The sequence below is a fragment of the Leucobacter sp. USCH14 genome, from assembly GCF_037619215.1.
In the GTDB taxonomy this organism is placed as follows: domain Bacteria; phylum Actinomycetota; class Actinomycetes; order Actinomycetales; family Microbacteriaceae; genus Leucobacter.
In genome coordinates, this window is sequence record NZ_JAQPZP010000019.1 from 1 (window position 1) to 21,772 (window position 21,772).

Sequence of the window (21,772 nt, forward strand, 5' to 3'; positions counted from 1 at the left end):
GGTGTGTCTTTGAGGTAGCCCGGGTGCTCGACGATGACGAGATCCCACCCGTTCGCGCCGAGCGTTGCCTCCGCGACAATGCCGGTCCACTCGCGGCGCTTGAGCCCCGGCGAGTCGATCTCGTAATGGACGAACGTTCCCCATTCCTCGAACAGATCCCGTCCGTCCTCCGCGGTCACGCGGTGCGCGGCGGGTGCGGGGACCGTGGCACGCATGATGCCGTAGGCGTTGCGCGCCCACTCCGGCCCGTCAGAGGTGACGAGGAACGCGTCATAATCGAGCCATTCCCATGACCCATAGCGTTGCAACGCGTAGCGCTCCGCGCCCATGTTCTACCCCTCTCAGAGTTCCTCGGAGAACTCGTAATCGAACGAGATGCACGTCTGGTAATCGACGAACAGGCCGCCCGTCGTGCCGCCCGACGAACGCAAACCTTGCAGGATGAGCGGCTGCTCGGTGCCCCGGATCGAGGCCGGCACGGGAACCTGACCGATCATCATGAACCCGCCGCGGCTGCCCGCATCCTCGGGGTCGCGGGTGATGACCCCATTCTGCGAGAACTGTCCGCCGATGCCGACGCGCGTGCCGGCGACGAACCGCTCGGTGTTGCTATTACCCTTCGCGTACCATGCGCCCTCGACGTAGGCCGCGATGCGCACATAGCGTGCCCACTTCGGCACGTCGACGACAGGGCGCTCGGTATTCCACAGCGGCCAGTCGCCATACGCGAGATTCGGTATCCGTCGCCCCTCGGTCAGCTGCCCCGTCGGGAACGCCTGAAACATGCGGCGCCGGGTCTTCGGCGTATGCGGCGGCGCAAGACGCTTCAGCATTGAGTCCTGCACGTCACCGCGGCCCGCGGGAATCGCGATGCGATCGAGCACGAGCCCCGTCCGGCTCCCGTATCCGGGAATGTCGCTCAGGAACGGCGACTTGATCGTCGAGGGAACGCCCTCGATAATGCGCAGCTGGAAATACTCGAACGTCAGCGGATCCGCGGGGACCGGGACCGGGGAGTTCTGCGCCCACGGATCGAATACCTCGAACACGACCGCGTCAGTTCGCCCCGAACCCGACGGCGCCGGCGTGACGGCGAGCGTCGTCGCCTCGTTCAGAGACGCAAGATACGTCTCACCCTCGGCATAGCGCGACTTGATGAGGCACGACCCGGGAGACACCTGCACGGCGCCGCCCGTCGGAGTCGTGGCACTCACGATGAGATCGGTCAGCCCCGCGACGCCGTGAGCATCACCCGAGGTGCCATAGACGAGCCGCCGAGCATCCTCGACAGGCGTCTTCACCGGCCCGTCGATCGCCCATCCGCTAGTTTCAGCCATTAGATTCCCGCTTTCGTGTCGCGCCATTCGATACGGGCACGCGCGGTGCCCTGCGGGGAGATCCCTCGCAAGCTCACCTGATGCGGCCCGGGTGTGAGTTTGAGCTCCGCGAGTCGTGCGCTCGTCGGTGCGATGAAATTGCTCGGCTCGCCGTTGACGGTGAGCGTCATCCGCCCGGGCCGCGCATCGGCGACGGCGACCTCGTCATATGCAAGATCCCGTTTCGTGACGAGCTTGAACCCCGACGCGATCTCGACCTCCGCGCCGGCCTGCAGCGGCCCGTACACCGAGACGATGCACGATGCGTCGATGTCGCCCGCGACCTCGAACCATGTCGAGCGCACGTCGGGTTCGAGGTTCTGAATCGGGAACACGAGCGGGAATACCCATCCCGAGCGCCCGACCGGTGCGACGATCCCGACCTCGACCGAGTGCCACGTTCCTCCGTCCTCTCGAACTGGGAACGCCTCGACCGAGGCCGGGATGAACGGGAGGTCGGCGAATATGAGCCCGACCGACTGATCGACATCGTCGAACTGCGGGCGGCGCGGGCGGCCCTCGATGACGACTGATCCGCCGAGCGTGAGCTCTGCGAGTTCGCCATTCGTTGACCGCACCGCGTCGGCGCGCCATACCCGAGCGAGTTCCGACCGCACTTCCATCGCTCGGCGCACGCGTTCCTTGATCGGCCACGGCTTCGACGAGAAATCGATCTTGACGTGCACGGTGACCGCGCCCGGCTCGATCGTGTCGCGCCCCATCCACAGACCATCAGCGCCGGCCGGGCGCACGTCCTCGACCTCGACGGCGTCGGCGTCCTGCTCCCAGTCGATCACTTCGACGTCGTGCACGAGCATCCCGAACACGTACTCGGTGCCCGGGTATCGGATCTGCCACGGCCCGAACATGCTCATCTGCGTCGTTCCTCTCGTGCGATTAGGTTGCCGAGATGCGTCACGGCGTTTCTCATATCGTTCGATGTCGCGTCGGCGCCGATCACGATCTGCTCGGCGAGCATCCCGCTACGGCCGCGCCTCCGCTCTCGACGGATCCCGACGGTCTGCGACTGCATCGATACCATCGGCGCCGCCGCCTCGACCGTGCCGCCTGCCGCGAAATTGCGGGCCTGCGGAACGGCTGCGAGCCGCGACATCGGAATGACCGGGAACGAGAGCCGGCGAGCGGTTTCGAGCAGCAACGCGATATTCCGATCTCGGTACGCCGGGTTCCCTGAGATGTACGTCTCCCACGGCACGCCGAGTTCCTTCTCCGCGAATATGTGCTGCCGCCCGTCGACGCCGAGCTTCGGGATCCCGCCCATGACACCGCGATAGATGCCCGACGCGAACCCGCCCGCCGCGAAATGCTGACCGCCCGGCCCGTACATGCCGCCCGCAAAATCGTTTGCGCTGCCAACGCTGACGTGTCTCGTGATGATCTCGACCGACTTCTGGATCGCGGCCTGAGCCTTGATCCACGCCCATTTCGTCCAGAAATCGCTATCCTCGCCCGTGATGACTGCCCATTTCGCAGGAATCGAGTTGTTGAGCACTTCCTCGATCTTCTGCTGCGCGTCAGCGTTGTTGCCGTAGACGTAGGCCGTCTTGCCGTCGATCCGCACCCGCTGCACGCCGTCGATCTCTGCGAGCGCGTTGCCCGTCTCCGCATCGACCTGAAATACCTTCTCGGGAACGGTCGTCCCCGCGAGATCTTCGAGTTGTTGCTTCGCGGCATCCGCGCCGAGCGCGGTGATCGTGATTTCCTTCGTGTCCGGGTTCTCTTCGACCGCATACCCGAGTTCGCGCAGCTTGTCGATCGTCTCTTGCCCGCCCGGGTTCTCGACGGTGATCGTCGTGCCCTCGGGGAGTGCGGTCAGTTGGTTGAGAATGTCGACGATCTGCGCTTCGACTTCGGTGAAACCTTCCGAGTTCAGCACGGTCGCGACGGTCGCCGGCACGTCGAGATACTTCTCGGTCAGGCCCGCGATCTGTTCCTCAGTGAGTCCCGCATCGCGCATCGTCTGCTGCAGCGTGGCGACGTAGTCCTCGCCGGCCTTCTGCGCGGCACTCGTGGCACCGGCGAGATCGCCGTTCGCGTTCGCCTGATCGAACGCCGCGAGCGACGCATCGAGCATCGCATCACGAGAGCGGCCCATCGCGTCAGCGAAATCGAGGCCCTGCCGCGTGCTCAGATCGATGCTGCCCGCGCCGTCGAGCATCGACTGCCAGAGCTTCGTGCCGGCCTCGTCGGTCTGCGCGAGGCCCTCCGCGAGATCGAGGTTCGCGCGACTCAGCGCCTTCGCGGCTTCCTCCGCCGAGAGTTGACCGCCCTTGAGCTCGTCGAGAGCTTGTTTCAGAGCGTTCACTCGCGTCGTCGTGTCCTGCGTCGTGTCACGTGCCACCGACAGCGCATCGTTCATGCGCTGCGTCGCCCGCTCCGAGTCCGACATCGCCGCGTTGTGCTCCTGCTCGGCCTGAATCGCCTCGCGCTTCGCCGCCTGCGCATCCTCGATCGATGACCGGTGAGCTTCGAGAATCTCGTTGAAATCTCGAACCTTCTTCTGCCCGTCCATGAACGTCGCGTTCCATGTGTCGGCCTGCTCGTTGCCGGTCGTCATCGTCGCGGAGTACGCGTCGACGGCGCTCGTGACGCGCTTGTATGCGTCCTCGTTGCCGAGCACCGCATCCTTCATGTCTTCGTAGCTGACACCGATTTCCTTCGCGAGCTCGGCAGCGTTCGTGTCGGCGAGTTGCTTATCCGACTGCGCGCGGGTCGCCTCGGTGAGAGCTCCCGTCGTACCGTCGAGCGTTTCCTTCAACTCGGCGACGCGGCTCTTGTGGTCCTCGATCTTCTGCTGCGCCTCGGCGTTCGCCGCCGCCCACAGGCCCACAGCCGCAGAGACGACGGTGAGCGCGATGCCGATCGGGTTCGAGAGAAACGCGGTCTTCATTGCGTCGCCGAGCTTGAGCACCCCGCCCTTCGCGATGTCCGACGCGCTGCCGAGATTGCCGATACCTCCCGCGGCTTCCGCGACGGCGACGCCTGCGCCGCGCGCAGCGAGTCCGCGCAGCCCGTCAGCGACGCCCGAGAGCGTTCCCTGTAGCGGGCATGCTGCTCGGTGCATCGCGACGAACGCGCCCACGCCGAGCAGTACGGGAGCGGGGATCTGAGACACGAGATCGATGAGCGGGCCGGCGACACCTGCGACGAGGCTGATGCCGTCGGCGACGACCGGGAGCACGGTCGTGAGACCGCCCGAGAGGATTTGCACGAGCTCGCCCGCGACATCGACGAGCGGCGCGCCCGCTTCGAGCACGTCGCCGAACGCGTCGCGCACTTCGGGCGACGTGGCGAGCAGGCCCGCGAACGCGCCCACGACCGGATTGATCGTGAGGCCGAGCCCGCCGAACAGGCGACCGAGCGGCCCGACCTGCCCGCCGAGCGCGAGCAGTGCGCCCGTCGTCGCCGCGATCGCCGGAGCGTGCCCGGCGAGCTTGTCGAGGCCCACGTTCAGCTGATCCGGGTTGAACCGCTCGATCGACTGCTGCGCCCGGTCGAGGCCCTCATAGATGCCGGCGAACAGGCCCCCGCCGCGCGTCATGAATATATCCATGACGGGGCCGGCTTGCTTCTCGACGGCGCGCAGCACGTCAGCGACCTGATTCCCCCACTCGACGGCCATACCGCCGCCGTTCTTCGCGATGAACGGTTCAGCGATGATCGCGCCGATGTCGCGGTTCGCGGCCTTCACGCGGTCGACGGCGCCCGTCCACTGCTCTTTCACGCGCTCGGTCGTGCCGCCGTAGGTCTGCTCCATGCCCTTCGCGAGAGCATCGAGCGCGGTCTGCGCGTCGATCGCACCCTTCGAGACATCCTCGCGGATCTCGGCGGCGGTCTTCCCCATCTGCTCGCCGATCATCGAAGCGGCATCGACGCCTCGGTTACCGAACTCGCGCAGATCGCCGGCCGTGATCTTCGCCGACGATTGGATCTGCGAGAAAATCGTCGAGAGCTCGGAGATCTTGTTCGAGTTGCCGCCCGTCGCCGCGACCGCGTTCTGGATCGCATCGAGGTAAGGGATCACCTTCTGCGTCTCGATGCCGAACCCGAGCATCTGCTGCTGCGCGTCGATGAACAGAGACTTCGAGAACGGCGAGTTCCGGGCGAACGCGTCGAGCTTATCCATCTGCGCATTCGCGGCCTCAGTGCCGCCGAGCAGCACGCCGAGCGCGGCGCGACTGTTCTGCTGCAGCGAGTTATACGCACCGCCCGTCTTCGCGAGGATCGTGAGATACGCGCCGCCGGCCGCTGTGAGCGCTGTGGTCGCGCCGGCTGCCTGACGCACCGCGGCCTCGCCGAGCCGCCCGAACGCGGTTCCCTTGTTCGCGGTGTCCGTGAACGTGCGCCCGACATCGGCGAGCTTGCGCTGAAACTCGTTCGCGCCGTCGAGCGTGAGCGCGGCTGACAGTCGACCGACTTCACTCATCGTGTGTTTCCTCTCTGTGGAACCCCGCAGCGGTCATGCTGCCGGGCACGCTGAACAGCGACATGACGGTGTGAAACAGCCACCGCCACGGCTTCGCGAGCAGCGCGTCGTCGTCGCTCGTGTCGACGCTGTAGATGCGCCCGAGATCCGGGAGCACGCACGCGTCCCAGCAGCTTTCGACGTGCACCCAGAGGTCGAAGACGCTTAGGTGAGGTTCGTCGATGTGTTGGTCGCGGTATGTTCGGTACTGCTCGTACCATTCGGGATATTCGTATCGGGCATAGAGTCCGTGCTCGTCGGGTTCCCCAACTCCCCACTGAGCCAATTGCGCAGCAGTCTGAATTGCGGCCCCAGCCCGCATGATCGCATCACGCGATCTAGGGCTTTTGGGTACGCCTCACCTGCCGGAGTATTGAGCAGGTCGTGCACGGCGTCGATCGACCCGTGCTGCACGTTCCACAGGATCGCGGCCTGCGTGACGAGGATCTGTTCGGTGCCGCGGAGATCTTCGAGGCGCTGCTCGCGCTCTTCGTGACCTTCGAGGCCCGGATACGCGGGGAGAACCGTGTTCGCGCGCTTCACCTCTTCGACGGGCAGCCCGAGCGCGCAGCGTCCGAGACGCAACGAGTCGGCCTCCGCATTCGTCATGTCGGTGCCGAATGCGGTCGCGGTGACGATGCCGAGCATCTCGCGGCCGATGCGGCCCGGAATCGGTGGGACGGTGAAGATCTCTCCGTCGCCGAGGTCGATGTGCAGTTTGCGGCCCTGCTCGAACGCTGTGTAGCCCATGATCGTTTCTCCCTCGCTGTGTGATTCGCTGTGATTTGCTCCCCAGGAAGGGGAGAACCGGGGAGCGCGCGCCACAGCGAAACGCGTGCTCCCCGGTCGTGTGGTGCTCGTTACGCGCGGGTGTACGCGAGCGGAGCGGTATCGGAGCCCGAGACCTTGGCGACGATCGGGGCGTCGCCGGGGTCACCGGCCGGCATGGTGACGTAGACCGCCGTCGGGTCGGCGAGCACGTACGCGGCTGCGACGCCGCCCACGGTGACGCCGGTGATGCCCTTGAGGCTCGTGCCGGTGACGCGCACGATCTGCCCCTCTTCGGCGCTCGCGGGGAGCGCGTTGACGAGCGACGGCGCGACCTCGCCCTCGCGGGCCGGGTTCGGGATGACCTTGCGGTCGCCCTTCGCGGCGAGCGTGAGCGCGAGGAACTCGAGGTCGGTGTTCCCCGTGTTCGCGCGCGTCCACGACACATCCGCGGTGAACTGGTACGCCCACTGCGGCACCTTGTAGTGGTAGTAGCGGATCGCGAGCACGCGGTCGCTGGCGCGGTCCTGGTCGAGCAGCGCGTTCGCCGCCTCGAGCAGCATCGCGACGGGCACGATCGGATTGCCGTCGTCGTCGGTGACCATCTTGACGTTGACGTTCAGGTTGAACGACTCGCCGGTCGTGATCGGGCTCGCCTGGCCCTGGTTCGCGTAGGTGGCGCCGTCCGTGGTCGTTGCCGTGCTGTTCGGTGCGAGCGCGGTGATGTCGGGGATGTTGACCCAGTTGAACGGGTCGCCCGGGTTCTCGGGCAGGTAGGCGACATCGAAGATCCACTCGTAGGTGGACGCGTTGCGGCCGCGAGTGGGCGCGATCTGATTGGGCTTCGTCATCTGACGGTCTCCATTTCGTGAGTTCCCGCGGGTGCGGGGAGATGTGTGTGAGTGATCCGGGCCGTCACGGCTCGTACCTGTTGCCGCGCAGAGAGATGTTCTGCGTCGAGTTGAGAACGCCGGGCCGGGTCTCTTCGCCCCACGTCGTCGACGACTCCTGTCGAACCCGATCGAACAGATGCCCGCCGATCTCGAGTTCCGTGTACTCGGGGAACAGCGCGCGCACGTCGCCGAGGAAGTCGCGCACCTCAAGCGCCGACCGGCCGACATGCCACCACCGAAGCTGCACCCGGAGGTATTGCACGGCGAGGATCCCGTTCTGTTCCATGTACGGCGTGATCGTGAGCTTCTCCTGCGGCGTCGTCGAATCATCCGGCGGGGCGTAGTCGAAGTACGTTCCGAACTCGCCTTGCTCGTAGATCTCGTCGCTGCGCAGGATCAGCGACGAGCGCCCGGGGATCGGTGGCAGCCCGTCGACGAGGTGGTGCGCGATGCCGAGCATGACCTGCGCCGTGTGCGTGCGCGGTTCGTACTCCACTAGAACACCCTCCTCAGTCGTGATGCGATCGCCTCGAGCAGCTCGTCGTTGCGGCTGAGCAGCGGCCCCTCGAGGTACTTCGCGCCGCCGCCGCCCGGGTGATTCCACGAGAGCTCCTCGTGCTGCCGCCACGCATAGACCGTGTCGAACGAGACGTGCGCGATCTCGTTGCCGCCCGAAGCCGGCGTGACCTGCGCCGAGGCCCGCAGCGGTCCGTCGCGGATGGGCGCCGCCTCGACGGCCCACCCGCGCAGTAGCTCGGCGGCGTAGTTCAGCGCGTCGGGGATCGCGCCGTTGAGTTCCGCGATCACCTCGTCGCCGTTCCACTCGGCCGTGACCCGCATCATCGGAGCACCAGCACGATCAGGTCGGCGATCCGCGGATGGTTGTACCGCTCGACGCGCATCACTACGGCCTCGTGCTCGTCTCCCGTGCCCGCCCAGAGGCGCACCTTCGAATCGGGCATCGGCAGCGCGTCGAACGCGTCGCGATCGCAGTAGACCACGCCCGTAACGTTCGCTTCGCGGGCGTACTGCCCGCCGACGAGGCCCGCGCCGTCGACGATCTGCGCGAACGGGATCACGACCTCGTTGTGATAGACGCGGCCCGACGCGTTCGAGCCTCGCAGCGGGGCGACGGCGACGAGGTGACGGTGCGGGAGCACGCTGCGGGGGATCCGCCGCGGCTTCACTGCAGCGCCCCGACGATCAAGCCGGCTGCGCGCAGCGCCGCCGCGGCCTCGGTCGAGAACGCGCCGACGCCGCCACCGCTGCCGCCCTGCGAGCCGCCGCGGTCACCGAGTCCGATCTTGAGCGGGCCGAGCGACACGGGCACGCTCGCCTCGGCGATCTCCGCCTCGGTGCCGTACTCGATCGTGTGCGCGGCCTGCAGGATCGTCGCTTCGCGGAACGCGTCGCGCACGTCGGGGTCGAGCGGCATCTCGTGACTGTCGACGCGATACACGGCGGTGAGTGCCATGCGGTCGACCATGCGAGATGCCGCTCGAAGCGCGGGTGCGCCGATCTCTGCGGGCGGCTGCGCGGGCGCGTAGTGCGCTGCCACGTCTTCCGCCGTGGCGTAGACCGGCGCGCCCATTACTTCGTGCCTCGAGTGCGGCGGCGGGCGGGTGCCGGTGCGTCGCCGTCGGCGGGCGCTTCCTCGGCGGCCTGCTCGTGCTCGGCGACTTCGGGCCCGACCTCGTCGAGCACGACTGCGCCCTCGGGCACGCCGGTCTCGGCGACCTCGGGGGCTGTGGCGGGCGCATCCTCCGCGGCCACGATGCCGAGCGCCGCGAACAGCGCGCGGCCGCCCGCGGTCAGGTTGCCCGTCTCCGCTTTGCCCGCTTTGAACTCGACGCCGCCGACCATGTAGCTGCCAGCCGGGCGGCCCGGGCGAGTGTCAACCCACGACGCCATGAGCTACTCGCCCTCAACTTCGCGCACGCTGTCGTGCTCGCTCGCGCCCTTGACCTCGGACGCGGGAGGCACGACGGGAAGCGCTTCGCCGGTCTGCTCGCCACCCGCGGGGGTCGTGACGGTCGTCGCGTCCTCCACGCCGTCGCCGTCGCGGTCGGCGCCGTCGCGAGCGTCGTGCTGCTCGATCGACTGCTTGCCGTTCTCGGCGCGCTTCTCGACGATGCGCTCGGCGATCGCGGTCTTGCTGCCCGCGGTGGACACCCCGAGCTCCTTCGCGATGCCCTTGAGCTGCTCGCCGTTGAGGGTGCCGAGCTTCTCATCGGGCACGAAATTGCCGGCGTCGGCCTGCGCCCGCTGCTGGTCGTGCTCGGGGTGCTCGGGAGCGCTGCCGCTGATCCCGTACCCCTGGCGGCGGAAGTAGGCGAGCGCCGCCGCGTGCTTGTCTGGGTCGATCTCTGCGGTGCCGGCCTCGAACCGGATTCCCGCGACCTTGCCGTCGAAATCGGCTACAGGCGCCGTGATCTTGATAGTCATGTGTATCCCCTTCCGGGATCGTGTTCGTGCGTGAGAGGGGCCGCGCAGCGCATGCCACGCGGCCCCGGGAGAGCGCCGGTCAGGCGACCTTGAGGTTGCGCAGCACGGCCGCGCCCTTGGTCGACTTGAGCGCGATCGCGACGGGCCCGAGCTCGACCTCGCCGGTCTTCACGGCCTTCGCGGTCGAGAAGTCAGGCAGCCACGACTCGATCAGCGGGGAGCCCACCGTCGAGACCGCGTGGAGGCCGTCGAGCACCTCGAGGCGGATCGCGTACAGGTCCGTGAGGCCCGTCACGCTCTGACCGTCGACGGTGCGCGTCTCGACGGGGATCACGTCGGTTGCGGTGCCGGGCTTGTGCCCGGCATCAACGAACGTGATGTTGCCGTACGTCTCGCGCAGCACGGGGCGACCGTTGCGGTCCTGCAGGCCCTCGAGCGGGTCGCGCACGTACATGCCGGCGCGGCGAGCGAGCGCGCGGACTCGGGCGAGAGCGCGCTTGTTGCCGACGACGATGGACGCGGGGCCGTTGAGCATGTCGAGGAACTCGTCGAGCTTGTCGAGCGCGACCTGCGGAGCGGCCGCGTTCGTGTCGAAGTCGTTCCACGCCGTGACCTCGTCGACGCCGACCTCGGTCGAGGTGCCGGTGAGGATCTTGTCGAGACCGTTGAACCCGGCCGCGTCGACGGCGGTGTCGCCGTTGATGACCTGATCGTTGAACTGCGCGACCGTCGAGATGATCTTCTGCTGCATGTTCAGCGTGACGGCGTCGGATGCTCCGGTGCCGAGATTGCGGGCAATCACGCGGTCGATCTCGTACGACCCGCCCATGACGGCCAGGTCGACGCTGACGCGTTCGGTCGTGACGTTCTGCGGAACGTACTCGGTGTTCAGCGGGCGGTTCGCGGCCGTCGCGAGGGTCTTGAGTCGGCGGTAGCCGTACGTCAGCGTGCCGCCGCCGCCCGACGGGTTCACCGCCTGGTCGAACTGCAGCATGTCGAGGAACGGCGAGTGGATGCGGAACTCGTCGATGACGGCCGGGTCGTAGGCGTTCTGAACGTTGTTCTTCGCCTCGTTGAGGGTGACGGGCATCGGATGCCCCTTTCTGTGTGAAACGGAGACGACGACCGGCCGGCCGCCGTCGAGTTACTGGCGCGCAGCGATCTCCGAGGAGATCGCCTCGCTGAGGGTGCGCGGCGGCGTCTTCCCGCCGCCGCCCGTCGGAGTGCCCTGCGGCGCGCGCGGGGGCGGCTTCGGGCCGTCCTGCAGCGCGAACCGCGGGTGTTCCTCGACGAACGCCTTCACCGCGGCGCCGAGCTTGTCGGCGTCGGCCAGGTCGACGCCCTCGAGCGCCTTCCCGAACGCGGCCGAGTCGAGCAGTGCGTCGAGGTCGGCGATGTCCTTCGTCGCCCCCGTGAGCTGCTCGCGGCGGGTGCGCTCGGCCTTCTCGGCGCGGAGCTCTTCGAGTTCCTTCGCCTCGGCCGCGCGTGCCGCCTTCTCTGCGGCGAGATCCTTCGCGGTCTGCTCGCCGGCCTCGCGGTACCCTTTCGCTTCCTCGCGCAGCGCCTTCGCCCACACGGGGTCGTAGTCGCTGTGGCGCTGCTGCTGCGGGGTGGGCGCGGGGTCCGCGGGCGGGGTCGGCGCCGGGGGAGCGGGCGCCGCGGGCGCGGGCGGTGCGGGCGGGGTCTCCCCGCCGTTGCCGCCGTCGCCGCCGTCGGCGAACCGGATCCCGCGGAGCGCGAGAGGTGCCCGACCGATCATCCAACCGGGGAGAACCTCGACGCCCTGGACCTGAGAGGTGTTCGTGTTCATAGCTGTGTGCCTCCTGCACGTCATCGCCGGGCATCCGCCCGGTCGTTCATCCACCCGAGAACTCGAGCTGTTCGCGCCAGTAGCGGCGCCGTAGCCCGTGCTCGCGGGTGTGGTCTCTGAGTGCCCGCTGTGCAGCTTCGACGCCCTCGGTGTCGTTGTCGCGGCGGGCGGCCCGAACCTCGCGTTCGAGGGCGCGCATCGTGTCCCGTGCGCGCTCGTGCTCGGGGTCGTGAGTCGTCACGTCGCGCCGTTCGAGGCCCGGCAGTGACGGGATGAGCACGCACCTGCAGTTGGGGTGTCCCCAGCCGGCAGCGCGCGCCTCGGCGAGCGTCGCGTCGATGTGCACGGGTGTCGCTTCCCCGGTGAGCGCGTGCGGCACTTCGACGCGGCCGACTCGGCCGTCGCTGAGCACCTTGCCGGCCCATGCCGCGCACTTTCCGCACGCTGAGGAGCCGAGCACGGGCGTGAAGGTCGTGATGCCGTTCTCGCGCATCGAGGCGACGCTCTGGTCTCGCCAGGCGCGCGCCGCCGCGGTGCGGGTAGCCATCTCGGCATAGCTACCGATGCGCCACCGCCGGTCGCTGCGGTCGATGAAACCGGTGATGCCGTCGGCGAGGTACTGGTCGACCTGCCGGCGCTGCACCTGCTCCCACGTCGACCGCCCGATCAGCATGTCGGGCTGCATCGCCGCCGTCATCGCCTGGTAGGCGTCGGCGGGAGCGCGGTGGATGCGCGCATTCAGGGCGCGCAGTGTGTCGGTGAGTTCGATCTGAGACGCGGCGACCGCCCACAGCCCACCCGAGGTGACGGTCGACCCGGCGAGGGAAGGGATCGAGAGGAGCTGTCGGGCAACCTCCGTCGCGGCCTCACCCGCAGCGATCTGAGCAACGACCGCGGCAACGCGCTCGGGCGGCATCGTCGCGACGAGGCGGGCCGCCTGCTCGCGCAGAGCCTTCACCGCGGCGAGACGAGCTGACAGGTCCGTCGGCGCCTCGATCGCCTGCTCGAGGTACCGGCGCAGCTTCCGCTCGAGAGCGAGTTCGATGCGCCGGTACTTCTGCGCGATAGCGTTCCCGAGATCGTCGAGCAGGTCTGCGGGCGTCGCGCCCTCCCAGAGCGCCACGGCCTACCGCCCGGCCGGGGAGGAACTCACGAGCTGCGCTCCGAGGCTGAGCATCTGCGCGACCCGGGCCTCGTCCGGGGTACTCGTGATGACCTCGAACCCGATCTTGCCGTCGGCCTTCCGGTATGCGACGGTCGTCACGAACGCGTCGAGGTCGGTCCACGCATCGGCGCCGAGTCGCTGGTCAAGGTAGTCGGCAACGGCCACGGCGAGACCCGTGTTTGGCTGCGGCGCGATCTCAGTCGAGGTCATCTTCCTCCCCTTCGTCGTCAGCGTCCTGCGCCGCTCCCAGCACCAGGCCGAGCGCGGCAGGATCCGGCGCCGCCTGACCGCGCTCCTCGAGAATCTGGTCGACCTCGTCCTGCACCTGCTTCGACGTCCACCCCGGGTTCGCGCGCGCTACCTTCTGCAGCAGCGAGATCGCGCTCGCCGCGTTGAGCAGCGTCACCGTCTCGGCAACGTCCTTCGGGCTCTCTGTGGTCGCGTCGGGGAACTCGACGACGGGCAGCACGTCCGGGTCCATTCCCGGGCGCTTGTACTTCGCCGCCTGCACCTCGAGCATGATCCGGGCGAGTTCGCCGAGGGTCTGCCGGTCGTGCATGTTCTTCTTCTTGCGGGTGCGCTCCGACGCCGCGTTGCGGTCGTCGATCTCCGTCGCGGTGATCTGCCCGCCGTCCTGCCCGCCGCCGTCGCCCCACGCGCTCGGGGAGAACCCCGCCTTGCGGAGTATCTCGCGATAGGTCGCGTTCAGGGTGCGCTCGTGCTGCTCGACGCGGATCTCGAACTGCTGCCCCTTGATCGGCATGTTGCCCGAGTCGCTGAGGTCGCCCGGCATGTTGACTCGGGTGACGTACTCGGCGAGCTCATCAAACGCTGCGCCCTGCCCGCGCCCGAGGTTCTCGAGGTAGGTGTCAGGGATGAACAGGCGCCCGCGGCCGAGGCGCAGGTCGCGCATCCACGACGACCACGCCTGATCGAGGTCGTCGAACAGGCCGTGCAGTTGCGCGAAATCGGAGCGACCGGCGTACCGCAGGTACGGGTCTTTCCGCCACTCGATCGTGGGGGAGTTGATGCCGTACACGGCGTCGAGGCGGGAGAGGCCGGTCGCGACGCGAGATGAGCTGTCGACGAGGTCGAGGTAGGGCGCGCCGAGGTCGTGCGCGGCGAGGTCGACGCGCTTCCCGAGGTTGTCGCGCTTCCCCTCGAACAGGGCGTGCTCGACGTAGCCCGCGCCGCTCTCGACGCCGTGATGCGAGAGCAGGCGCCAGTAGACATTGCCCTCCTGCACCTCGGACCAGAGCGTGACCGCCTTGAGCCGTCCCGATTGGAACTCGGGCACCGCGGTATCGGGGCCGAACGACTCGAACCAGACCTCGCCCGGGGCGACCTCCTCATCCCACATCGGGATGCAGATCGCGGCGCCGAGCGCTGCCTTCATCTCGCCGTAGCTGCCGAGGCCGGCGAGCACGCGGTCGGTGTTCATGGTCTCGTTCATCAGCTTCACGCGCTCGCTGGCGCTGTCCGGCTCCTCGCCGGGAACGAGGAACGTCGGCGACTGGGCGAATTGCAGATCGCTCGAGAGCGTCGCGAGGTTCGCCGCGGCGGGAAGGTGCGAGCGGAGCAGCTGCCGCGAGCCGGGCTTCGCGGGCACGTTGCGCGGCCCCCAGAACAGGCCCTTGCCGCGGTCCTTGATCTTCCGCACGATGTCCTGCAGCACGCCGTTGCGCACGTTGTGCGTCGTGAGCTCGTGGCTGCCGCCGTAGAGCTTCTGCAGCTCCTCTTGGTCGCCCGTCCACCATGCGTTGTTCTCGGCGTAGGCGAGGTAGGCGGCGAGGAACGCGGGCGGCGGCCACGCGGTATTGGGTTCTGGCATCGGCATGACGCCGGCCCCCTTCCGTTGCGGGTTAATTTCTGGCACATCGAGTCAGGCGGCGAGCGCGAACCCGAGCGGGCGCACCCACTGGCCGCGAGTCGATCGCACGGCGTAGCGCAGCGCGTCGCAGAAGTGGTCGTTCTCCTTGAGCACCTCGTCGACGCCCTCGGCGGCCTTCTTCGGATCCCAGGAGTATTCGGTGAGCTCGGTGAGGAGCGGCTCGCAGGTCTCGGCGACGAACAGCAGCCGGTCTTTGGCGAGCAGGTTCGCGACGTCGGAGATGCCGCGCAGCACCTTGTTGTCGGCCTTCCACGTCACCTGATCGTCGGCCTGCAGTTGCGCGCGCATCGACGCTGCGGACGGGTCGAGGAACCAGTACTCCGGGATGACGAACGCGCGCGGGTGGTGCTTCGGCTTCTCGCCTTCGTCCTCCACCCAGTCGCGCAGGCGCCGGGATAGTTCGATGTCGGGGAGGGTGACGCCGTGGTGTTCGGCGGCGTTGTAGCCCCAGACGCCGAGCACGACGAGGCGCGGTGTGCGTTCGCGGGTGAGGGCGAGCAGCACGGCGGCTGTCGTGTTCGTGGTGCCGTAGTCGATGCCGACGGCGAGGCACCGCTCGAGCTTCGGGAGCTGCGCGCGCGCGATGACGTGCTTGTTCTCGTCGAACTCGCGGTAAATCACGCCCGCCGCGGCCACCCATTTACCGAGGATGAACCGGTCATAAAAGACTCCCGTGAACGATGACTTCTGCAGTGCGATGTACTCGGGTTCGAGCGATGGGTTGTCGTCCATCGTGAAGGTGAAGTGTGCGGTGCTCGTCGCGGTTCCGCGCTTGATCCACTTCGCGCGCAGCCAGTGGTTCTGCGAGCCCGGGTTCGTCGTGGCGAGCAGGCGGGCGCCGGGCACGCGCAGTCGGGTGACGAGCATGTTCCAGAACGCCTCGGGGAGCAGCGTCGCCTCGTCGACGTACGCGAATGCGACGGTCATGCCGCGGATCTTCGTCTCGGCGTTCGCGTCGCCGGCGCCGTAGAGGTAGACGGTGCGGCCGAGGATGGTCGCCGTCTTCGCGCCGGGGGTGTATCTGACCTGCTGGGCGATGCGTCCGAAGATCTGCTCGCTCATCAGGAGCTGCATCACGTTCGTGTTGAGCGTGCCGAGCGTGCGCCCGATGAGGATGATCTGCCCCGACGTCGGGATGTACTTGATGTACATGAGCAGCGCCCACAGGCTGATGAACGTCTTGCCGGCGGAGACCGCGCCGGAGAGGATGGTGTGCTTCGGGCCCTTCGACCAGGTGCCGAGGAACTTGATCTGCTTCGGAGAGAAGACGCCGTTTAGTGGGGATCGGTTCGCCGCAGCTGCTACCTCCAATGCTTGCACCCCCGATAGAGTCAGAAATCAGAACCTCAGCCACAGAAAGGCAATGCAATGGCTCTTCGGAAGTACAAGGTTGTTACGAACCCGCTGACCAATAGGCACGTGATCGTCGAAGCGGAGAAGTACTCGGCGAAAGACGGCTTCTTCCACTTCACTGTGATGAACCCGGAAACGGGAATGGAAGACGTCGTCGCGTCCTTCCAACAAGCCCTCGCACCGCAGGTACTGCTCGTCAATGAGTGATGTTGCTCTCGTCGCGCTTTTCAGTGGCAGCGCGACCGTCCTGGTAGCTCTCTTCGGCCTGCTGGGAAACGTGTTTGGTCCAGCGAGAGCAGAGAGAGTTCGAGCCGACAGGCAGCGTCAGCAAGAGGAAGTTGCTCGCAAAATGCAGGCTCGTGAGCTCAAGATTCAACGCGCCGAGCAGCTCAGCGAGGCGATCGTGCACGCACTGGGTCGAGGTGACTGGGCTCATCATGCTGCTGAGGACCAGGCCCGCATTCGTTTCATCGCGACTTTGGAACCGGGAGAAGGGCCAGTCGCTGAGTATGTGAAGAACATTAGCGAGGGACTTGAGGACGAGTCGGGTGCTTTCGAGAGAAAACGCATTGCGCTCGATCGACTTGAGCTCGTATTCGACTGGCTTCGCGGAGACGCTCCGATCGATGCGGTCATCGCCGCGAACAAAGCCGCAAAAGCATAGGTTTGGTTCGCACTTAATCGGTGGTCTGATCGCCGTCCAGCAGCGAGCGTGCGGCCGCTCCGACCGCCGCCTCAAGCGCGTCGAGCGTCGACGTCGCAGTCTCAAGACCGGAATCTCGGTCGAGCAGCTTCGTCGCCTTGTCCACAGCGATGCCAGAAATCGTCACACCGTTGCGCCGATCCGTCATGTCAGGCTTCCGAGTAGTGCGCACGACGTCACCGCGCTGCGTGATCGCGACCTGCTCGATCTCGCCACCTTCGATCTCACTCAGCGTGTCCTCGGCGAGCTTCATCATCCGATCGACCAGAGCCGCACGGCGCGAAGCGAGATCCACGGTCTGCGCCGCGACGGCCGCCGCCGTAGCCGTCCGATCGAACGACAGCCCGAGCAGCTTCGAGTGCTTCGACACCGTCGACGGCGAGCAGCCGATCTCCCGAGCGATCGCGTTCCGAGAGAGCCCCTGAGCGTGAAGGTCGGCGACGCGGGCGCGCGTTTGCTGGGCGTCTGGTCGGGCGGCGTTGGGTGCCATGTTCGGGTGTCCTCCCGTTCACGGTGGCCCGGTGGTGGTGCGGGCATGAGTAAGGGCCCGTCATCCGGTGTGGATGCGGGCCCTTGGGGGTGTTTGGTGGTGGTGTGTGTTACTGCTTGCGGCTGGTGATGATCGCTTTCGTGGCGAGGTAGGCGACGAGGGCGAAGAAGCCTGCGGTGATGCCTGCGCCGATGAAGTTGGACCATACGGTGATGGTGACCATTGAGTCGGAGCTGGTGGTGACGATGAGTCCGACGATTGCGAGTGCGAAGCCGAGGAGGCTGATCCATCCGAGCGCGGAGAGTGCGCTGTTCGTGATCTTCTCGGGGGCGGTGCTGGTGCCGTACTTTTCGCGTGCGGCTGCTCGGGCTTCGGGGGTGACGTCTTGGGTCTCGCTCATGGTTCGAGAGTAGCGGTGAGGGGCGGGACGCCGCGATAGTTCGAGGTTCCCGCCCCTCGCGAGATGGAATGAGAAAGGGCCGGCTCGCGACGTTCGCGTTCCGGCCCACTTGCTCATTCATGACTTTAGGGGGGTTCAGGGTAGGTCGAGCAAGTCATCGGCGTACATCGGCGTGTCGCGCATGATCTTGCGGTTTTCGTCGTTGCGCTCCGAGGTCTCGCGAAGCCACAGAAGGAGGGTTTCGTGATCGACGATTCTCCGCCCCTGCGGATCCCAGGTCATCGGCATGCCGCGGCGCCGCCAGCGCTTCACGGTGACGAGGGCACGGTTCACGCGAACGCTCGCTTCGCGATACGTGTACCAGGGGCGGTTCTCGATCACGCGGGCTTCTTCTCCCAAGTGCGTTTGCAGGTGTCGCAGATCGCGCCGGCGAGACCGTCGGGGCCCCAGAGCGGGCGGATGGTGCGCTCGCCGCAGACGCACGCCCGCGGCTGGTAGGCGCGGAACTTCGGCTCGGCGCGCGGGTACCGGCCTCGCACTTCGCGGATGAGGTCGATGAGTGACTCGGGGGCGTCGTTCAAGGTCTCGTCGTGGGCGATCTGGTGCGTGCACGCGATGAGCCACCGGATGATCTCGGTCGACATCGCGAACGCCTCGGACGGGGTGCAGAGCGGCAGCCCTTGGGGTTCGTCGCGCCCCGACCACATGCGAGCGCGGAGGGTGCGTGGGGAGGCGCCGCCGATCTTCTCCGCGACCTCGCGCCCGAAGATGATCAGGGTCGCGTACAGCAGGTCGGCGTCGTCGGCGGGGTCGACACGGTAGGGGAGCCGCGCCTTCTCGCTCGTGCCCGACACGACGACCGCGCTTGTATCCTGCGCGGCGAGGGTGTTCTCCGCGAGCTCGCGCATGTGCATGAGCTGGAACGGCACCTGCTCGAGGTGCCACTTGAACGAACCCGACCACGAGCTCTCAGCCTGCATGCGATCTCTCCTCGTATCCGGTGGCCCTGCGAGCGCGCTGATCGCGGCGGTGCTCTCGTTCACGCCCACGCTCGTGACGGCGGATCCAGGCGTCCCCAGCAGCGCGCGCCCATTGAGCGGTCGGCCGCCACAGATCGACGATGCTGCGCGGGTTGTACCGAGCGATCGTGCCGTCGACGACGCACGCCTCATAGCCGAACGGGATGTCGCCGAGCAGGGTTCGCGCCTCTGCCGCGCGCACGATCACAGCCATTTCGCGGCTCATCGCTCCTCACCTCGCAGGTGTGCGATCACGGCCGCCGCAGTGGTGCGTGCGGTCTCCCGTGTGTGGATCACGTAGCCGTCCAGCACACGCGACTCCTGCTCGGCCCAGATCACCTCGGCGAGCCTCGCGTCGTCCACCTCGACCGGGGCGGCGAGAGCGGCGCGGAGTTCCTCGTTCTCGCGATGCAGGCGATTGTTGCTCGCGGTCTGCTCCTCGCAGAACTCCACCACCTGAGACCACATCGTGTCGCGGACTCCCGCCTTGAACGCGTCCGGGTTCCACGCGCACCCCATCGCCTTCCAGACGCGGTCGAGCGCCAGCTTTTCGCGGTCGCCTGTTACCGTTGCCGCATGATCCTCGGACTCGGCCTCGCGCTCCTCGGCATCGTGGTGCTCGTCCGCTGGATCAGAGATCGCCGAAGCTGAGGCAGTTGCAGTTACCATGTCCCCATGGATCCGGTCCTCTCGATCATTACTGGCGTGCTCGCCATCGCTGGCCTGACGATGGGGCTGATCGCGCTCCTCCGGGCATTGCGCAACGGGAAGTAGCGACGGCCCGTCGGTCTTCTGGTTCGTCATGGTGGTGTTCTCCTTCGGGAGGTCGAGTGATGTTCGGGGGAGCCCCATGCGGGCGAGAGCGTCGAGGTCGGTCTCGGTGAGAGGCGGATGCGTGGTCATCCGGTGAACCCTTCGATCGGGAGGAGGCCGTCGGCCGCCGCGGACACCGCGCCAGAGCCGGGGAAGACATCGGTGACGGTGTCCGCACCTGGTGCGTAGCCGAGCATCGCGAGCACCCACCTCGTCCACTCCGGCGGCTTCGCGCCCGCGAACCCGCGACGCGGAGCCGCTGCAGTGAGCACGTCCGGGATCCGCAGCTGCTCCCGATTCCTGCGCGCGTCGGGGACGAACACGATCACCGGCTCCCAGCGAGATACGAGCCGCCCGCCGCCTGGCATCCCGTTCGGACGCACCCATGCCGCGACGTGCGCCGAGACCGGGAGGGGATGGTACGCGCCGAGCCCGTCCGGGGTCGTGGCGATCGCCCACCCGTCGTACTCGTCGAGCAACTGCTCCATCAGCCGTCGATGCTCGCTGATGTCATCCCATCGGCCGGCGTCGGGGTGGAAGTCTGCCGGCGCGGAGTCCGTCTTCGCCCGGGTGCCGTCGCCGTACCAGCGTCGCGCGCGCGAGCGCACCGTGAGACGGCCCTCGCCGCCGGCGGTGTCGAACCGCTCCCCGAATATCGGCGGGTACGGCGGGTCTGCGATCGCGAGCTTCATCGTGAACCATCCACGTCAGCACCCGCGCCAGTACGCTGCTGTTTCATGGACTGCGAATTGCATTGGATCGGCTGCCAGCTAGAGCAAATCTCTAAGAGTCTCTCAACTCCAAGCCCGCTTGATGTCATCTCCTTGATTGTTTCCATCGCGGCTGTCGGTGCGACAATTTGGATTGCCGCTCTTAACCACGGCTTGATTGCGAAACAGAATGCGCTTGAGATTTCTCGAGACACGGATCGGTTACGGCATCTGAGGATGGAGTACGCCGGACAGCTTCGCCACTGGATCATGAGTACCGGAATGGATGCGATTGCGGGAAAACCCTTAGATGAGAACAAATGGGCGAAAGACCTCGTCAACATCCAGTTCGCCGGGACGCTCACGAAGGAACCGAGCAATACGAGGGTTCGAGGGTACGTGTACAAAGCTATGGATTCGAAGTTGCTCAAAACCATGACGCGCGTCCAAGTAATTAATGAGATCGTTCGCGTCAGCAAATTCGTCCATGACTGGGCCGAGGATCCGGCGTCGGTTGACCTTTCGAGCATCAAAGAGGGAATGCCAGTCATATAGTTCAGGTTGCGTGCGGTCATTTCGATGCCCTCTCGTCGGCGCGGAGCGCGGCCTGGCAGTTCGTGCACGTCACCGCGGTCGCCGCGACGATGGTCGCGCCGGGGCGCCCGCAGTAGGCGCCGCGGCCGATGGGTGCCTGCATGCAGGTGCGGTTCGTCGCGGTGCTCACAGCACGGCCTCTCCGGTAACGGCGCGCGGCGTCGCGTTGCGCATGCGCTCGAACCGTTCGGCCTCGTCGTGCCGGAGCGCCTGCTCGGCGAGCGCAGCGATCTGCTGCAGCTCGGCGGCGAGCGCGCGCGCCTGCTCGGGGGAGTAGTCCTGCGTGGGCTTGAGCTGAGTCAGCTCGACGCGGTACTCGTCGTTCATGTCGACCGTCGCGAGGTCGATCGTGATCTGTTCTCTGATAGCCATTACTGGCCGTCCTTTCGGTACGCGTCGCGTGCTGCGGCGCTCATCTTCGGCCCCCGCCAGGAGCCGTTCTCGAGTCGGAGAGGGATGCCTCGGAACTTCATCTCGTTCGGGTCGAGGCATCCGCGCGAGCCGTCTGCGAGGGTGGTTCGGTGCGCGTCGAACAGCGCCTCGCCCTCGAACGTCTCGTGACAGCCGGAGCAGTGCCCGGTCCGGTTTCCGCGCTGCCGCCACGTCTTCCCGCATTCCGCGTGCGCAGTGTCATGGTCGGAACCTGCCCGGAACGCTGACGTATCCGAGATTTCGGGCGATGCCAGCTTCGGCGCGTGTGTCTGCTCGCTCATGGATCAGAACGGCTGTTCATCGTCGAAACCGCCACCGAACGACTGATCGGTGTTCGACGGCTGCGCCCACGGGTTGTCCTGCGCGTACCCGCCGCCCGCGGTCTGCCCGTAGGCCGGCTGCGACCCGTTCCCGGTCTTCGCGT

Annotated in this window: 32 protein-coding genes; 3 read left to right on the forward strand and 29 right to left on the reverse strand. The window is 67.1% G+C overall.

What is annotated here, in order from left to right:
- The 19 genes from PQI23_RS13300 to PQI23_RS13390 all read right to left on the reverse strand — a co-directional run.
- The coding region (locus PQI23_RS13300) for a hypothetical protein (RefSeq protein WP_339975332.1) at positions 1-329 on the reverse strand (329 nt) is incomplete at its 3' end.
- 12 nt (positions 330-341) lie between these two features.
- On the reverse strand, positions 342-1,337 hold the full coding sequence (locus PQI23_RS13305) for a hypothetical protein (protein ID WP_339975334.1): 996 nt from the start codon (positions 1,335-1,337) through the stop codon (positions 342-344).
- Positions 1,337-2,251 (reverse strand): hypothetical protein, encoded by a 915-nt coding sequence (locus PQI23_RS13310; protein WP_339975336.1) that lies wholly within the window; start codon positions 2,249-2,251, stop codon positions 1,337-1,339. The genes PQI23_RS13305 and PQI23_RS13310 overlap by 1 nt, the downstream gene beginning before the upstream one ends.
- Positions 2,248-5,823 (reverse strand): tape measure protein, encoded by a 3,576-nt coding sequence (locus PQI23_RS13315; protein ID WP_339975338.1) that lies wholly within the window; start codon positions 5,821-5,823, stop codon positions 2,248-2,250. The genes PQI23_RS13310 and PQI23_RS13315 overlap by 4 nt, the downstream gene beginning before the upstream one ends.
- Positions 5,816-5,980, reverse strand: coding sequence for a hypothetical protein (locus PQI23_RS13320; RefSeq protein WP_339975340.1), 165 nt, complete (start codon positions 5,978-5,980; stop codon positions 5,816-5,818). The genes PQI23_RS13315 and PQI23_RS13320 overlap by 8 nt, the downstream gene beginning before the upstream one ends.
- Before the next feature lie 47 nt (positions 5,981-6,027).
- A complete protein-coding gene (locus PQI23_RS13325; protein WP_339975342.1) occupies positions 6,028-6,612 on the reverse strand; it encodes a hypothetical protein in 585 nt (194 codons plus the stop codon).
- Between the two features lie 110 nt (positions 6,613-6,722).
- Complete coding sequence (locus PQI23_RS13330; protein ID WP_339975344.1) at positions 6,723-7,481, reverse strand: phage tail tube protein; 759 nt, start codon at positions 7,479-7,481, stop codon at positions 6,723-6,725.
- A 64-nt stretch (positions 7,482-7,545) separates the two neighbouring features.
- Positions 7,546-8,019: a hypothetical protein gene (locus PQI23_RS13335; RefSeq protein ID WP_339975346.1), complete on the reverse strand. Its 474-nt coding sequence runs from the start codon at positions 8,017-8,019 to the stop codon at positions 7,546-7,548.
- Positions 8,019-8,366, reverse strand: coding sequence for a hypothetical protein (locus PQI23_RS13340; RefSeq protein WP_339975348.1), 348 nt, complete (start codon positions 8,364-8,366; stop codon positions 8,019-8,021). The genes PQI23_RS13335 and PQI23_RS13340 overlap by 1 nt, the downstream gene beginning before the upstream one ends.
- Positions 8,363-8,683, reverse strand: coding sequence for a hypothetical protein (locus tag PQI23_RS13345; RefSeq protein WP_339975350.1), 321 nt, complete (start codon positions 8,681-8,683; stop codon positions 8,363-8,365). The genes PQI23_RS13340 and PQI23_RS13345 overlap by 4 nt, the downstream gene beginning before the upstream one ends.
- 23 nt (positions 8,684-8,706) lie before the next feature.
- Positions 8,707-9,114 carry a hypothetical protein gene (locus tag PQI23_RS13350; RefSeq protein ID WP_339975352.1) on the reverse strand — a complete coding sequence of 136 codons (408 nt, stop codon included), beginning with the start codon at positions 9,112-9,114 and terminating at the stop codon, positions 8,707-8,709.
- The gene (locus tag PQI23_RS13355) at positions 9,114-9,434 is read right to left on the reverse strand and encodes a hypothetical protein (protein WP_339975354.1); all 321 of its coding nucleotides are present in this window, start codon (positions 9,432-9,434) and stop codon (positions 9,114-9,116) included. The genes PQI23_RS13350 and PQI23_RS13355 overlap by 1 nt, the downstream gene beginning before the upstream one ends.
- Positions 9,435-9,437: 3 nt before the next feature.
- Positions 9,438-9,968: a hypothetical protein gene (locus PQI23_RS13360; protein WP_339975356.1), complete on the reverse strand. Its 531-nt coding sequence runs from the start codon at positions 9,966-9,968 to the stop codon at positions 9,438-9,440.
- A 79-nt stretch (positions 9,969-10,047) separates the two neighbouring features.
- Complete coding sequence (locus tag PQI23_RS13365) at positions 10,048-11,058, reverse strand: major capsid protein (protein WP_339975358.1); 1,011 nt, start codon at positions 11,056-11,058, stop codon at positions 10,048-10,050.
- A gap of 54 nt (positions 11,059-11,112) precedes the next feature.
- Positions 11,113-11,778, reverse strand: coding sequence for a hypothetical protein (locus PQI23_RS13370; RefSeq protein WP_339975360.1), 666 nt, complete (start codon positions 11,776-11,778; stop codon positions 11,113-11,115).
- A gap of 46 nt (positions 11,779-11,824) precedes the next feature.
- On the reverse strand, positions 11,825-12,901 hold the full coding sequence (locus PQI23_RS13375) for a phage minor capsid protein (protein WP_339975362.1): 1,077 nt from the start codon (positions 12,899-12,901) through the stop codon (positions 11,825-11,827).
- A 3-nt stretch (positions 12,902-12,904) separates the two neighbouring features.
- Entirely contained in the window at positions 12,905-13,153 is a 249-nt protein-coding gene (locus tag PQI23_RS13380; protein ID WP_339975364.1) for a hypothetical protein, read from the reverse strand.
- On the reverse strand, positions 13,140-14,780 hold the full coding sequence (locus PQI23_RS13385) for a phage portal protein (protein WP_339975366.1): 1,641 nt from the start codon (positions 14,778-14,780) through the stop codon (positions 13,140-13,142). Before PQI23_RS13385 ends, PQI23_RS13380 begins: the two co-directional genes overlap by 14 nt.
- 45 nt (positions 14,781-14,825) lie before the next feature.
- On the reverse strand, positions 14,826-16,145 hold the full coding sequence (locus PQI23_RS13390) for a PBSX family phage terminase large subunit (protein WP_339975368.1): 1,320 nt from the start codon (positions 16,143-16,145) through the stop codon (positions 14,826-14,828).
- 57 nt (positions 16,146-16,202) lie between these two features.
- On the opposite strand from PQI23_RS13390, the gene PQI23_RS13395 reads away from it, so the two are divergent.
- Both PQI23_RS13395 and PQI23_RS13400 read left to right on the forward strand, forming a co-directional pair.
- Positions 16,203-16,394 (forward strand): hypothetical protein, encoded by a 192-nt coding sequence (locus PQI23_RS13395; protein WP_339975370.1) that lies wholly within the window; start codon positions 16,203-16,205, stop codon positions 16,392-16,394.
- Positions 16,387-16,851 carry a hypothetical protein gene (locus tag PQI23_RS13400; RefSeq protein ID WP_339975372.1) on the forward strand — a complete coding sequence of 155 codons (465 nt, stop codon included), beginning with the start codon at positions 16,387-16,389 and terminating at the stop codon, positions 16,849-16,851. Before PQI23_RS13395 ends, PQI23_RS13400 begins: the two co-directional genes overlap by 8 nt.
- Positions 16,852-16,864: 13 nt before the next feature.
- Here PQI23_RS13400 and PQI23_RS13405 read toward each other — a convergent pair whose 3' ends face one another.
- From PQI23_RS13405 to PQI23_RS13435, 7 genes are all read right to left on the reverse strand, one after another.
- A complete protein-coding gene (locus PQI23_RS13405; protein WP_339975374.1) occupies positions 16,865-17,380 on the reverse strand; it encodes a helix-turn-helix domain-containing protein in 516 nt (171 codons plus the stop codon).
- Positions 17,381-17,489: 109 nt separating this feature from the next.
- Complete coding sequence (locus tag PQI23_RS13410; RefSeq protein ID WP_339975376.1) at positions 17,490-17,780, reverse strand: hypothetical protein; 291 nt, start codon at positions 17,778-17,780, stop codon at positions 17,490-17,492.
- A gap of 135 nt (positions 17,781-17,915) precedes the next feature.
- On the reverse strand, positions 17,916-18,161 hold the full coding sequence (locus PQI23_RS13415; RefSeq protein WP_339975378.1) for a hypothetical protein: 246 nt from the start codon (positions 18,159-18,161) through the stop codon (positions 17,916-17,918).
- Positions 18,158-18,760, reverse strand: coding sequence for a hypothetical protein (locus tag PQI23_RS13420; RefSeq protein WP_339975380.1), 603 nt, complete (start codon positions 18,758-18,760; stop codon positions 18,158-18,160). Before PQI23_RS13420 ends, PQI23_RS13415 begins: the two co-directional genes overlap by 4 nt.
- Complete coding sequence (locus PQI23_RS13425) at positions 18,750-19,025, reverse strand: hypothetical protein (protein WP_339975382.1); 276 nt, start codon at positions 19,023-19,025, stop codon at positions 18,750-18,752. Before PQI23_RS13425 ends, PQI23_RS13420 begins: the two co-directional genes overlap by 11 nt.
- Entirely contained in the window at positions 19,022-19,702 is a 681-nt protein-coding gene (locus tag PQI23_RS13430) for a hypothetical protein (RefSeq protein ID WP_339975384.1), read from the reverse strand. Before PQI23_RS13430 ends, PQI23_RS13425 begins: the two co-directional genes overlap by 4 nt.
- Entirely contained in the window at positions 19,699-20,304 is a 606-nt protein-coding gene (locus PQI23_RS13435) for a hypothetical protein (protein ID WP_339975386.1), read from the reverse strand. Before PQI23_RS13435 ends, PQI23_RS13430 begins: the two co-directional genes overlap by 4 nt.
- Positions 20,305-20,349: 45 nt before the next feature.
- On the opposite strand from PQI23_RS13435, the gene PQI23_RS13440 reads away from it, so the two are divergent.
- Positions 20,350-20,877 carry a hypothetical protein gene (locus tag PQI23_RS13440; RefSeq protein ID WP_339975388.1) on the forward strand — a complete coding sequence of 176 codons (528 nt, stop codon included), beginning with the start codon at positions 20,350-20,352 and terminating at the stop codon, positions 20,875-20,877.
- A 16-nt stretch (positions 20,878-20,893) separates the two neighbouring features.
- Here the strand turns inward: PQI23_RS13440 and PQI23_RS13445 are convergent, their stop codons facing one another.
- The 3 genes from PQI23_RS13445 to PQI23_RS13455 are packed head-to-tail and all read right to left on the reverse strand — an operon-like array spanning position 20,894 to position 21,629.
- Complete coding sequence (locus tag PQI23_RS13445) at positions 20,894-21,046, reverse strand: hypothetical protein (RefSeq protein WP_339975390.1); 153 nt, start codon at positions 21,044-21,046, stop codon at positions 20,894-20,896.
- Positions 21,043-21,288, reverse strand: coding sequence for a hypothetical protein (locus tag PQI23_RS13450; protein ID WP_339975392.1), 246 nt, complete (start codon positions 21,286-21,288; stop codon positions 21,043-21,045). Before PQI23_RS13450 ends, PQI23_RS13445 begins: the two co-directional genes overlap by 4 nt.
- Positions 21,288-21,629: an FDXHR family putative zinc-binding protein gene (locus PQI23_RS13455; RefSeq protein WP_339975394.1), complete on the reverse strand. Its 342-nt coding sequence runs from the start codon at positions 21,627-21,629 to the stop codon at positions 21,288-21,290. Before PQI23_RS13455 ends, PQI23_RS13450 begins: the two co-directional genes overlap by 1 nt.
- Positions 21,630-21,772: the final 143 nt, after the last annotated feature.